Consider the following 13,631-nt stretch of genomic DNA (forward strand, 5'->3'; position numbering starts at 1 on the left):
ATTACAAAACATATTCACTCGGAAACACCTTAAGAATAATGGCCAAAGTCTACTTTTAGACCTGAATAAAAAAGGTTTCAATTTCAATTAATTAAGACTCAAAAAAAGCGAGTCTATAATTAGACTCGCCGCAAACATTCCCTGATCTGCTGGTTTTTAAGATAATTCTTTATGCCGATCAAAAAATGATCGCATCAGTCAGTGAGGTTTCACATGAATACCCGTTTCGCGCCTGAGTCAGATATTGATAAGTCAACAGTGCTCGGCGCTAAGCCTTTTAAGCACATTGAAAAAATAATCGATAATGTTTTGCCGCATGCGGAGAGAAGCATTATTGCCAGAGGAGAAATTATCCATTATTGCTCCGGCGATACCCGTCAATGCTTTTTACTGTTGCATGGCAGCGTGGCGTTGCACCGTCGCGGGGACGGTATCGTCTTAAATTCTGAATCCGCGCCATTTATACTCGGCGTGAGCAGCCAGTTATCGTCTGAACACCTGTACGTCAGAGCGCTGGAAACCTCAGAGGTGGCCAGCGTTTCGCTGGCGTGTTTCAATCATGTTGTCGCACAACAGAATTTATGGGAGCACTTCTCAAACCTGCTGATCTACACCGCATCGCGCGTCTACGAACATTGTGCCCAGATATCGCAAATGTCGGCTTATGACATTATCCGCTTTCAACTGGTTGAGTTGATGCAGGAGCCGGAAGCCATAAGACAAAACATTACCGCCGCGGCCTATATCAAAAGCCGCACCTATCTTTCACGCAGCGGCATTATGCGGATCCTCGCGGAGTTGCGGACGGGGAAATACATCACCATGGAGCGTGGCGTACTAGTTGAGATCCATCACTTACCCCGTAAGTACTGAGGCTGTATTTATCTCTGGAGAAGGTGGAAAAGAAGAGCGACACTATAGAGAGTACAGTCTCTTTCCAGGTTAACGCTATGTCTTCTGACAAACCATCGCATCGCGGCTCTCCCTATGCTCAGGAACTGATTTCTCATTTACAGCCGCACTGCGCCACGCATAAAACCGATCCCGGCGAGCAACTTGATCTCCAGGTTGACGGGCAGAGCATGTGTTATTTAATTCTTGATGGCACGGTCGCCATATACAGAAGAAGCGACGACATGATGCTTTCAACGGCGCGCAGTCCCGCCCTGTTTGGCCTCGCTAACCTGACGGACATTTATTTTAATGACTACCTCCGAACGGTAACGCCTTGCCTGATTGGTGTGCTCACGACCGATCGGGTGGCTGAAATTATCAAAGAGAAGGCGCTGTGGGGGCTGCTTTCTAATCATCTGATGTTTGTCTATAACCGCCTCTATCACAACGTCATGCCGAAAGGCGCGCCAACCGCGTACGAGATGATTCGCCAGCAGCTCGTGCTGCTGATGCAGGAAGATGACAGCTACCGACGCAGCGTGACGGCGGAAAGGTATATCAGGGATAAAACCCATCTTTCCCGCAGTGGCGTAATGCGGATCCTGGCTGATCTGAAAACGGGTGGGTTCATCGAAATGGAAGAAGGCCGGCTGATTAAAATTAACAAACTGCCTGCCAGATACTGAATGTCAGACACAAAAAAGGCCGCGCTTGCGGCCTTTTCTTCACTGCTTAATGGACGTGAACGCCCAACCGCCAGGCAAAGTAGATCTCTTCTTTCAGTTCGTTTGAAGAGAGCGCCAGCAAATCCGTAAATTCCAGCTCAAGCTGTTTCAGCTTTTTCAGGTACTGGGCGGGAGACAGATTGCTTTTATCGCGACGTAAATATTCAATTGCCAGCTGTGTTGGGGTTATTTCAGTATCCATGATGTCCTCGCTTATGTTCAAAACGTGACCAGTATATCACAATCAGGCGGCTAATTTTTGACCAAAAACAAGACATCCGGAAACTTTACACAACGGCCGTCGTCAGCCTGGATGAACAACACAGGCGATCCTGCTCGTCCAGAATATCAATCTGCCACACCTGATGACGGCTTCCGGCATGCAGCGCCCGGCAGACGCCGCGCACGCGCCCGCTGCGAACGGAGCGGATGTGGTTGGCATTGACCTCCAGACCCACCACCTTCTGCTCTCCTTCCGTACACAGGTAGCCCGCCACCGACCCCAGCGTTTCGGCCAGCACGACGGACGCGCCGCCGTGCAACAGGCCAAACGGTTGATGAGTACGGCTGTCTACCGGCATCGTCGCTTCCAGTTCGTTGTCGCCAATGCGCGTGAACTGGATATCCAGCAAACCGACCATGTTCTCCGCGCCCATGGCATTTAAGGCCTCCAGCGTGACCGCACGTTTCCAGATCATCCGATAATCTCCAGTAAAGCCTGCAATGGATGGCGGACGCCGTTACCTTCCACCCGTTTCACCTGGCTGCGGCAGGAGTAGCCCGTCGCCAGACAGCGGTTGCGTGGCAGGCGCTGCATCGCCTGATGCCACGACAGCTCGTAAATGCCGAGCGAATTAGCGTGGTTTTTGACTTCATGGCCGTAGGTTCCGGCCATACCGCAGCAGCCCACGTTAACGCTTTCCAGCTTCGCGCCAAACCGGGCAAAGATAGAAGCCCACTGGGCAGGCGCCGTCGGCAGCGCCGTCACTTCGGTGCAGTGCCCAAACAGGTACCAGGCTTCTCCACTCACCTCCTGAGAGGGCGTTTGCGTCAGCACCGCAGGCAGCCACTCGTGTACCAGTAAGACCTGAAAATCACCGCGCTTATCGCCGAGCGTCTGCTTATATTCATCCCGGTAACAGAGCACCAGCGCCGGATCGACGCCCACCATCGGCATACCGAGCTGCGCCACGCGATTCAGAAAATCTGAAGTTTTCTGCGCGGTTTTCGCAAAGCGGGTGAGGAAGCCTTTAATGTGCTGCGCCTTGCCGTTCGGCGAGAACGGCAGCACCACCGGCTGGTAGCCGATTTTCTCGGCCAGTCGGACAAAATCGGCCACCACCTGCGCATCGTAATAGCTGGTAAACGGATCCTGCACCACCAGCACCACCTTCGCTTTCTGCTCAGGGCTTAATGCTTCCAGTTGTTCCAGGGTCATGTTCGCCGAGCGGTGCCCCACCAGCCGACGCTGGAGCGATGGCACCGACAGCAGCGGCAGATCCACCATGCCGATATGTTTTTCTGACAGTTTGCGCACCAGCGGCTGGTTGATAAAGAAGTTAAAGGTTTTTGGCGCACGGGCCATCAGCGGCGCGTAACTCTCCACCGTCGCCACCAGATGATCGCGAATCGGGCGCAGATAACGCGTGTGGTACAGCTGGAGGAAGCGGGAACGGAATTCCGGTACGTCAATTTTAATCGGGCACTGGGTTGAACACGCCTTGCACGCCAGGCAGCCGGACATCGCCTCTTTCACCTCATGCGAGAAATCGTATTCACCTTTGTTCGCATGCCAGCTGTTGCGGGTGCGTTCGATAAGCCCGCGCAGGCTGGCGCGTTTTTCCGGCAGCTCCTGTTCCAGCTTGAGCGGGTCAACGCCGCGGTCGGCCAGCAGGCGCAGCCATTCGCGCACCAGCGTGGCACGCCCTTTCGGGGAATGAATGCGGTTGCTGGTGATTTTCATCGACGGACACATCGGGCTTTTCACATCGAAGTTGAAGCACAGCCCGTTGCCGTTGCACTCCATCGCGCCGCGCCAGGAAGCGCGTACCGCAATCGGAATTTGTCGGTCATAGGTGCCGCGCTTGACGGCGTCCACCTGCAACATCGGCGCATCAATGCCCTCCGGCGGGCAGATTTTTCCCGGGTTAAGGCGGTTATCGGGATCAAAAGCGGCTTTTACCTTACGCAGCTCGGCGTAAAGTTGTTCGCCAAAAAACGCCGGGCTGTACTCGGCGCGGAATCCTTTGCCGTGCTCGCCCCATAACAAGCCGCCGTATTTGGCCGTGAGGGCCACGACCTCGTCGGAGATCTCCTTCATCAGGATCTCCTGCTGCGGGTCGCACATGTCCAGCGCCGGGCGCACGTGCAGCACACCCGCGTCCACGTGCCCGAACATGCCATAGCTCAGACCATGGCTGTCGAGCAGCGCGCGAAACTCCACAATATAATCAGCAAGGTGCTCCGGCGGCACGCAGGTATCTTCCGCAAACGGAATCGGCTTCGCCGCCCCTTTCGCGTTGCCGAGCAGCCCCACCGCTTTTTTACGCATCGCGTAGATTCGCTCGATGCCGGAGAGATCATTACACAGCTGCCAGCCAATGACGCCGCCTTCCCCTTGGGCAATCAGCTCGTCCAGACGCTGGCAGAGCGTGCTCACCTGGCTCTCAATCAGCTCTGCGTCATCCCCGGCGAACTCGACGATGTTCAGGCCGAGCATCTCTTTATCCGGCACGTCGGTAATCAGTTCGCTCACCGAATGCCAGACGATATCTTCCCGGGCCAGGTTCAGAACTTTTGAATCGACGGTTTCCACCGACAGCGCCCGCGCCTCCACCATAAACGGTGCATTACGCAGCGCGGAGTCAAAGGAGTTGTATTTGACATTCACCAGACGGCGCACCTTTGGCAACCGGGTGATATCCAGACGCGCTTCGGTGATGAAGGCCAGCGTCCCTTCTGACCCGGTCAGTACGCGGGTAAGATCGAACTGGCTCAGATCGTCATTAAAGACATGGTGCAGATCGTAGCCCGTCAGGAAGCGGTTAAGCTTCGGGAATTTGTTGAGGATCAGTTCGCGATTTTCGCGGCAGCGCTCCAGCACGGTACGATAAATCCGTCCGCTGGTGGTGCTCTCTTTTGCCAGCGTTTCGGCCAGTTCGATCGGCATCGGTTGGGTATCGAGGATATCGCCCCCCAGCAGCACCGCCCGCACACCCATAACGTGATCGGAGGTTTTGCCGTAGACCAGCGAGCCCTGCCCCGAGGCATCGGTGTTGATCATCCCGCCAATGGTCGCGCGGTTACTGGTGGAAAGCTCTGGCGCAAAAAAATAGCCGTAAGGTTTCAAAAACTGATTCAGCTGATCTTTGATCACCCCCGCTTCCACTCGCACCCACCCCTCTTCAGGGTTGATCTCAATGATGCGGTTCATATAGCGGGACATATCAATGATGATGCCCTGGTTCAGCGCCTGCCCGTTGGTACCCGTCCCGCCGCCGCGTGGGGTAAAGACCAGGGTGCTGAAACGCTCCTGCGACGCCAGACGGGCGATGAGCGCCACATCGGCGGTAGAGCGCGGGAAAACGACGGCATCGGGAAGAAGCTGGTAAATACTGTTATCGGTCGCCATCGTCAGCCTGTCGGCATAATCGGTGGCGGTGTCACCTGTAAAACCCTGTTGCTCCAGTGCCTGCAAAAAATTAAGCACCAGCTGAACGACGCCCGGTGCCTGAGAAATCTGTGGGATCATTGCTGTCGACCCTAATGAGAATAGTGTGAAATCGTTTGCGTTGTGTCTGGAAAGTTTTATCACATTTTTTTCTTATGTGCTTCGTAGAATTACGGGCAAAATCCGCCTGTCAAAAATCGCTGAAATCACTAATGATTAGAGAGATGCGGTTTATATTCCCATCAGCCTTGCTGGTGTTCATTTAAGGAAAGTTTCGTTTATGGTCAATCTTCGTCAGCCCAGGGATGTCGCGCAGATACTGCTGTCGGTGCTGTTCTTAGCCATTATGATTATTGCGTGTCTGTGGATTGTTCGTCCTTTCGTGCTCGGATTTGCCTGGGCCGCGACCGTCGTCGTCGCAACCTGGCCTTTACTCTTACGTTTGCAGAAACTGCTGTTTGGTCGCCGCGGCCTGGCCGTGCTGGTGATGACGCTGCTGTTGTTCCTGCTGTTTATTATTCCCATTGCACTGCTGGTTAACAGCCTGGTTGACAGTAGCGGCCCGGTTATTCGCGCGGTCACCAGCGGTGATATGACGCTGCCGGATCTCGCGTGGCTGAACAGTATTCCTGTTGTGGGCGCAAAACTGTACAGCGGCTGGCACAGCCTGCTGGAGATGGGCGGTAGCGCCCTGATGGCCAAAGTGCGTCCGTACATCGGCACAACCACCACCTGGTTTGTGGGGCAGGCTGCGCACATTGGTCGCTTCATGATGCACTGTACGTTGATGCTGGTCTTCAGCGCCCTGCTGTACTGGCGCGGCGAGCAGGTTGCGCTGGGGGTACGTCATTTCGCCACCCGACTGGCAGGTAAACGCGGCGATGCGGCCGTGCTGCTGGCAGCCCAGGCCGTCCGCGCGGTAGCGCTCGGCGTGGTGGTCACAGCGCTGGTGCAGGCTGTACTTGGCGGAATCGGGCTGGCGATTTCCGGCGTACCTTATGCCACCATTTTCACCGTCGTCATGCTGATGACCTGTCTGGCTCAGCTCGGTCCGCTGCTGGTGCTGGTTCCCTGCATTATCTGGCTTTACTGGACGGGGGACACGACCTGGGGCACGGTGCTACTGGTCTGGAGTTGCGTGGTGGGCACCATGGATAACGTGATCCGTCCCCTCCTCATCCGCATGGGCGCTGACCTGCCGCTGATTCTGATCCTGTCCGGGGTGATCGGGGGGTTAATTGCCTTCGGCATGATTGGCCTGTTCATCGGTCCGGTGCTGCTTGCGGTAACCTGGCGTCTCTTCTCCGCCTGGGTGCATGAAGTGCCGCCGCCGGGAACCGACCCTGACGTCATCTTAAGCGAACTTGAAGAACTGGAAGATAAGAACGCGCAGTAAGAACGTAGGCCGGGTGGCGCTAACGCTTACCCGGCCTACACTCTCCACAGCAATACTTAAACGTTGCTAAACTATTTATTCTCTGTGCACTGGTCAGACCCGCCTTTTTCTGCCTAAAACCGTCATTCTCTTCAAGAAATCTTTACCTGCCTTTAACTATTGAGACGAATCCGATCGACTCAAAATCCTGGCATGCCTACTATTAAGACACGGTTATAAATCAACACCTTGATTTATAAGCATGGAAATCCCCTGAGTGAAACAACGAATTGCTGTGTGTAGTCTTTGCCCATCTCCCACGATGGGCTTTTTTTTATCCTTTTTACGCCCGTGTAATGTCACAGCGGCTGAGCATGCGCCATTCCCCCGCCAGCTCCCGCGTCTCCCCGGTTACCAGCACGTTCACCACCTCGCGTATATCCGCCGAGGACGCGCCAACCTGTAGCTCAAATTCCCCTGGCTCGACAATCCGCCTCCCGTCCCGGCGGGTGAAATTAAACATCTCCACCGGCAGGGTAAAGGTCAGCGTGGCGGTTTCTCCCGGTGAAAGCGTAACGCGCTGGAACGCTTTCAGCTCCTGAAGCGGACGCACCTGCGTGGCGACCTTATCGCGTACGTACACCTGTACCACTTCGCTGCCGCTGCGCTCGCCGGTGTTGGTGATATCGACGCTTAACGCCACCTCTCCGTCGATCGGGACGCGGCTTTCCGCCAGGCGGGCCGCGCCCCAGCGAAACTGCGTCCAGCCGAGACCGTAACCGAACGGGTAAAGTGCGCCGAAATGGAACGCAAACGGCGTGCCGCCGCTTTTCAGCTTGTGGTTATAGTAGTACGGCATCGCCCCGGCGTTTTTCGGCACGCTCACTACCAGCCTGCCCTGCGGCTCCGCGCGGCCGGTTAAGACATCGGCAATCGCCCAGCCCCCTTCCTGCCCCGGCGCCCAGGCCATCATCAGCGCGGCCACCTTCTCTTCCAGCCCCTGAAGGTTATAAGGACGCCCACCCGTCATGACGACAATCACCGGCTTACCGGTTGCCACCAGCGCCTCCAGCAGCTGTTGCTGCACGCCCGGCAGATCCAGCGAATCGGTATCCGAACCTTCCCCCACGGTGCCGCTCTGGAATAGTCCGGCGAGGTCGCCCACGCAGGCTACCACCACGTCACTCTCTTTTGCCGCGCTCACGGCGTCGGGGATCAGATCCGTGCGTTGTGAAACCGGCGATTGCTGCATCGGTTTACCGCCGCTTTCGCCCGGGAACACCGGTGCGCCCGCCATCCGTTTTTCGATAATGTGGCACCCTTTGGCGTAACGTACCTGTGATGCGCCAAGGTACTGTTCCAGCGCCGCGCGCGGGGTGGTCACCTGCGAAGTCTCTTCAACCATATCGCTGATAATCAGGTGAACCGGGAAGCTGTAGCCGCTCAGTAACGCCAGTGGATCGTCCGCCGTCGGCCCCACTACCGCTACACGGGGTTTTCCGCCGAGGGGCAAAATGCCGTTATTTTCCAGCAGCGTGATCGATTTTGTTGCCACCTCGCGCGCCACCTGCCGGGTCGCCTCATTCTGCAAATCGATACCGTCTTCGTCGGCGTACGGTTTTTCAAACAGCCCAAGACGGAATTTTTCACTGAGCACGCGCGCCACAATCTCATCCACTTTCGCCATTGAGATAAGCCCACGCTCTACCGCTTCCGCCAGATGACGCGCGCAGTCATCCTTCGGCAATTCCACGTCCAGCCCGGCGTTAAACGCCAGAGCCGCCGATTGTGCTGGATCGTGAGAAATCCCGTGGTGCTGGTGCAGCAGGCTGACGCCGCCGTAATCCGCCACGATAATGCCGTCGAAGCCCCACTGTTCACGCAGCACGGTGGTGAGCAGAAAATGGTCGCTGTGCCCTGGCTGATTATCAATGTCGTGATAGGCTGGCATCACCGAACCGGCGTTGGCCAGCTTTACCGCCATCTCAAACGGCAGCAGGAAGGTATCGTTTAGCTCGCTGAAACCGAGATGGACCGGCGCATGATTGCGCGCCCCTTCGCTGAAGGAGTGGCCGACGTAATGTTTCAGGGTCGCCAGCAGATTGCGCTTATCGCCCTGCAACCCCTTCACGTACGCCGTCGCCATCACCCCTACCAGCCACGGATCTTCCCCAAAGGTCTCTTCCGTCCGTCCCCAGCGCACATCGCGCGAGACATCCAGCACCGGGGCCAGCCCCTGCTGGCACCCGACGGATCGGGCCTCTTTGCCAATCTGCTCCGCCGCGCGCTGCACCAGCGCCGGGTCCCAGGTAGAACCGTAGTTCAGCGACGACGGGAACAGCGTTGCATCTTTGCACAGCAGCCCCACCAGACACTCCTCATGAAACAGCGCCGGAATGCCGAGCCGGGTCTCCTCCATCATCATGCGTTGCAGGCGGTTGGCGGCACGCACGCCGGTTTTTGCATCAACAATGTGCGTGCCGAGCGGGCGGGTGATTTGCCCGACGCCCAGCTTCAGCCTTTCGCTGAGGGACGCCTGTTCACTCACGCCGGCGAATTCATCGCTCAGATCGCTGCGCTCGCGGTGGTTGCCGTGTTCATCAAGGATCAGCCAGTACGCGTGCATCTGGGCAAATTTCTCTTCCGGCGTCATACGCGCCAGTAAATCAGCGACACGCTCGTGTACGGAACGTCCCGCGTCCTTGTAGATCGCAGTCATGGTTTACTCCTGTAGTGCGGATTGGGTTGCCGGGCTGAGCTGCCCCGTATCGTTTCGACTATCGCGTTTGCTGGCCAGCTCGCGGGCGATGCTGTCCACCAGTCGGCTGTTAAGTTTGTAGATGGCAAGGAGCGCCACCATGCAGAGGAACAGCGCGCAGGGGATCAGGGTGAACAGGGCATTGATGGTTGCGAGAACGTGAGGCGCCTGGTTTGCCTGACCCGGCGCGTAATCCACCATGCCAAGCACCCAACCGACCACCGCCCCACCCAGCGCCAGCCCAAACTTGATGGCAAACAGGGCGGTAGAAAAGACCAGCCCGTCCAGGCGGCGGCCGCTACGGTGTTCTTCGTAGTCCACCACATCGGAGAACATGGTCCATTGCAGCGGCGTGGTCAGGTTCTGAATAAAACTAAACACAATATTCAGACCGAATATCAGCCACACCTGCGAAGGCGGAATGAAGAAAATCAGCGCGCCAAAAATAACGAAAGAAATAATGGTCCACTGATAGGCACGCACCCGGTCAAATTTCCCCAGCAGACGTTCAGATAATAATGCGCCGCTTAAGGAGGCCACCATGCCGGAAACAATAAAGGCAAAAACCAGTTCCGGACGTAACAGAACATAGTTAACGTAATACATGGTCGCAGAGCCACGCGTCACGACGGCGGTTAACAGTAAAATATTAAACAGAAAAACAATTCGCCACTGGCTATTGGCGGCCAGCAGTTTTAAATCCGTCAGCATCGAGCCGGAGGTGTCATTGCGCGGCGAGTAACGCTCCCGGGTCATAAAGAAGCAGCAGAAGAATAAAACAATACCCAGCAGCCCCATCAGGCTCATGGCATAGAAATAGCCTTTTTGCACATTCCCCTGGCCTAATAATGAGACCAGCGGCAGCGCGATGACCGTTACAATCAACCCGCCGATAAACGACAGGCCAAAGCGCCAGGATTGCAGCGAGTGGCGTTCGCGCGGGTCGAGCGTCAGCGCGCCGGGCATGGCGCAGTAAGGGACGTTAATCGCGGAATAGATCAGGCTCAGGATGGCATAGGTTACGCAGGCATAGACAATTTTTGCCGTCGCCCCGGCATCCGGGACGTAGAAGGTAATCAGGCAGCTCACGCCAAACGGAATGGCAAACCAGAGCAGCCAGGGACGAAAACGACCGTGGCGGGTCTGAGTGCGGTCCACCAGCGCGCCAATGCACGGGTCGACAAACGCATCGACCACGCGCACCACTAAAAACATGGTGCCCATAATGGCCGCAGGCAAACCGAATACGTCCGTATAGAAATAAGCGAGAAATAACGTTGCCGTTTGCCAGACCAGCGCGCTGGCCATATCGCCGAGGCCATAACCTATTTTATCTTTGGTACGTAATACAGAGGAGATTGTCATTGTTATTTGCCTTTTTATCAGGTTAAAACGTATTTCAACCAGTCGCGCATCATCCCGACGGATGTACGCGGTAAGGCTCAAGTATTAGCAACGCCCTGCCCGCTAACAATTGTCTAAATTAACAGATAAATTATGATATTTGGTTTTTTGCTTTATTTGTGATGGTGAGCATATTCGCAGGAAAATAAAAAAGGCGAGGACAGATATCCTCGCCTTTTTCAGGTTGTGCAGGTTTTACTTGTTCAGCTCTGCCAGGCTCAGCCAGGTCTGCACCACGGTGTCCGGGTTCAGGGAGAGGCTATCAATCCCCTCATCCATCAGCCAGGCCGCAAAGTCTTCATGGTCAGAAGGACCCTGGCCGCAAATCCCGACATATTTACCCTGTTTCTTCGCCGCGCGGATGGCCATGGAGAGCAGCGCTTTCACCGCCTCGTTACGCTCATCGAACAGCTCAGAGACGACGCCGGAGTCGCGGTCCAGGCCGAGCGCCAGCTGCGTCATGTCATTCGAGCCAATGGAGAAGCCGTCGAAGTGCTCCAGGAACTGCTCGGCCAGCAGGGCGTTGGACGGGATTTCGCACATCATGATGATCTTCAGCCCGTTCTCGCCGCGCTTCAGCCCCTGACGCGCCAGCTCGTCCACCACCGCTTTCGCCTGATCCACGGTACGGACGAACGGGATCATGATTTCCACGTTGGTCAGCCCCATGTCATTGCGCACGCGTTTTACCGCCTCGCACTCCAGCGCGAAGCAGTCGCGGAAGCTTTCCGACACGTAGCGTCCGGCGCCGCGGAAGCCCAGCATCGGGTTCTCTTCTTCTGGCTCGTAGCGTTCACCGCCCACCAGGTTGGCGTATTCGTTGGACTTAAAGTCCGACAGACGCACGATCACGCGTTTCGGGTAGAAGGCCGCGCCGAGCGTGGCGATCCCTTCCGTCAGACGACCCACATAGAACTCTCTCGGCGAGTCGTAACCCTTCATCATCTCGCGGATTTCGTTTTGCAGTTTTGCGTCCTGGTCGTCGAACTCCAGCAGCGCACGCGGGTGCACCCCGATCATACGGTTAATAATAAATTCCAGACGCGCCAGGCCCACGCCTTCGTTCGGCAGACAGGCGAAGTCAAACGCGCGGTCCGGGTTGCCGACGTTCATCATGATCTTCAGCGGCAGGTCCGGCATGGTATCCACGCTGGAGCTTTTCACGCTGAAGTCGAGGATATCGGCATACACGTAACCGGTATCGCCTTCAGCGCAGGAGACCGTCACCTTCTGGTCGTCCTTCATGCGTTCGGTCGCGTCACCGCAGCCGACTACCGCCGGGATCCCCAGCTCACGGGCGATAATAGCCGCGTGACAGGTACGGCCGCCGCGGTTGGTGACGATGGCAGCCGCTTTTTTCATGATCGGTTCCCAGTCCGGGTCGGTCATGTCGGTTACCAGCACGTCGCCCGGCTGGATGCGGTTCATCTCGCTGATGTCGTGGATCACTTTCACCGGACCGGCACCGATGCGGTGACCAATTGCGCGGCCTTCCGCGACAATTTTGCCCTGCGCGTGCAGGGTGTAGCGCTCCATGACCTGACCACGTGAACGGACGGTTTCCGGACGCGCCTGCACGATAAACAGCTTGCCGGTGTGTCCGTCTTTCGCCCACTCGATGTCCATTGGACGGCCATAGTGTTTTTCAATCTGCACCGCCTGCTTCGCCAGCTCTTCCACTTCGGCGTCGGTCAGTGAGAAGCGATCCCGCTGCTCCTGTGGCACATCTTCAATGGTGACCTGCTTGCCATGCTCTTGCGTCGGAGCATAGATCATGCGGATTTTTTTCGAGCCCATGGTGCGACGTACCACTGCCGGACGGTTAGCCGCCAGCGTAGGCTTGTGAACGTAGAATTCGTCAGGGTTTACCGCCCCCTGCACCACCATCTCGCCCAGACCCCACGCGGAGGTGATAAACACCACCTGGTCGAAGCCGGATTCAGTGTCGATAGAGAACATCACGCCGGAAGAGCCTACGTCCGAGCGCACCATGCGCTGCACGCCGGCGGAAAGCGCGACGCCGCGATGGTCGTAGCCCTGGTGCACGCGATAGGAGATGGCGCGGTCATTAAACAGGGAAGCAAACACGTGCTTCACCGCCACCAGCACCGCATCGTAACCCTGAACGTTCAGGAAGGTTTCCTGCTGTCCGGCGAACGAGGCATCGGGCATATCTTCTGCGGTTGCAGAAGAACGCACGGCAAAGGAGGCCTGCGCATCGTCAGCGGAGAGCTGGTTGTAGGCGTCGTGAATGGCTTTTTCCAGTTCCGGCTGGAAAGGTGTGTCGATAATCCACTGGCGGATTTGCGCGCCGGCTTTGGCAAGCTCGGTGACATCATCAATATCCGTTTTATCCAGCAGGTCGTAAATGCGCTGGTTTACACCGCTCTGGTCTAAAAACAGGTTAAACGCATCGGCGGTTGTGGCAAACCCGTTAGGTACGGAGACACCCATACCGGACAGATTTGTAATCATTTCACCCAGGGAGGCATTTTTGCCCCCAACTCTGTCTACATCATTCATGCCGAGTTGGTTATACCAAAGCACCAGCGGTGACGAGCCATTGTTGGACATCGAAACAATCCTTTTGTGATATTTGATCGGAGTAAGAAACACCTGACTACGTATTTATACTGGCATATTTATTTCCGCTAAAAAAACGGTGAATCGTGTAAGCAATTTAAATTTTCAACTTTTCGGACAGTTTCCCGGCACTCGCTAACCCGATGATTCCTATAGATTCCGGCAAAAACCATAGAAATAAAGCCGCTATTCGAAAAATGAAATCCACTTTTCAGGAAAATC

Annotated in this window: 9 protein-coding genes and 1 other RNA gene; 4 read left to right on the forward strand and 6 right to left on the reverse strand. The window is 56.1% G+C overall.

The features are described 5' to 3' along the window. Positions 1-213 precede the first annotated feature (213 nt). Both SK58_RS14635 and SK58_RS14640 read left to right on the forward strand, forming a co-directional pair. Positions 214-873, forward strand: coding sequence for a winged helix-turn-helix transcriptional regulator (locus SK58_RS14635; RefSeq protein WP_015570718.1), 660 nt, complete (start codon positions 214-216; stop codon positions 871-873). Between the two features lie 77 nt (positions 874-950). Continuing rightward, a complete protein-coding gene (locus tag SK58_RS14640) occupies positions 951-1,580 on the forward strand; it encodes a helix-turn-helix domain-containing protein (RefSeq protein ID WP_017693577.1) in 630 nt (209 codons plus the stop codon). Between the two features lie 46 nt (positions 1,581-1,626). Here the strand turns inward: SK58_RS14640 and SK58_RS14645 are convergent, their stop codons facing one another. From SK58_RS14645 to SK58_RS22725, 3 genes are all read right to left on the reverse strand, one after another. Further along, positions 1,627-1,821, reverse strand: coding sequence for a YdiH family protein (locus SK58_RS14645; protein WP_003857766.1), 195 nt, complete (start codon positions 1,819-1,821; stop codon positions 1,627-1,629). 85 nt (positions 1,822-1,906) lie between these two features. Then, positions 1,907-2,317 (reverse strand): 1,4-dihydroxy-2-naphthoyl-CoA hydrolase, encoded by a 411-nt coding sequence (menI, locus tag SK58_RS14650; protein ID WP_015570720.1) that lies wholly within the window; start codon positions 2,315-2,317, stop codon positions 1,907-1,909. Next, positions 2,314-5,370, reverse strand: a complete 3,057-nt coding sequence (locus tag SK58_RS22725) for a D-2-hydroxyglutarate dehydrogenase YdiJ (RefSeq protein WP_048220156.1) — start codon at positions 5,368-5,370, stop codon at positions 2,314-2,316. The genes menI and SK58_RS22725 overlap by 4 nt, the downstream gene beginning before the upstream one ends. Positions 5,371-5,569: 199 nt before the next feature. Between SK58_RS22725 and ydiK the strand changes: the two genes are divergently transcribed. Continuing rightward, positions 5,570-6,685 carry an AI-2E family transporter YdiK gene (ydiK, locus tag SK58_RS14660; protein WP_015570721.1) on the forward strand — a complete coding sequence of 372 codons (1,116 nt, stop codon included), beginning with the start codon at positions 5,570-5,572 and terminating at the stop codon, positions 6,683-6,685. Between the two features lie 209 nt (positions 6,686-6,894). Beyond that, positions 6,895-7,002, forward strand: an RNA gene (gene rprA, locus SK58_RS22435) — antisense sRNA RprA. Between the two features lie 5 nt (positions 7,003-7,007). Here the strand turns inward: rprA and SK58_RS14665 are convergent. The 3 genes from SK58_RS14665 to ppsA form a co-directional block, all read right to left on the reverse strand. Further along, entirely contained in the window at positions 7,008-9,383 is a 2,376-nt protein-coding gene (locus tag SK58_RS14665) for a glycoside hydrolase family 3 N-terminal domain-containing protein (protein ID WP_048220158.1), read from the reverse strand. Positions 9,384-9,386: 3 nt separating this feature from the next. Continuing rightward, entirely contained in the window at positions 9,387-10,787 is a 1,401-nt protein-coding gene (locus SK58_RS14670; protein WP_032648070.1) for an MFS transporter, read from the reverse strand. A gap of 234 nt (positions 10,788-11,021) precedes the next feature. Then, positions 11,022-13,400, reverse strand: coding sequence for a phosphoenolpyruvate synthase (gene ppsA, locus SK58_RS14675; RefSeq protein WP_017384643.1), 2,379 nt, complete (start codon positions 13,398-13,400; stop codon positions 11,022-11,024). Positions 13,401-13,631: the final 231 nt, after the last annotated feature.

Origin of the sequence: Enterobacter sp. BIDMC93 (genome assembly GCF_001037805.1) — a bacterium.
In the GTDB taxonomy this organism is placed as follows: domain Bacteria; phylum Pseudomonadota; class Gammaproteobacteria; order Enterobacterales; family Enterobacteriaceae; genus Enterobacter; species Enterobacter hormaechei_C.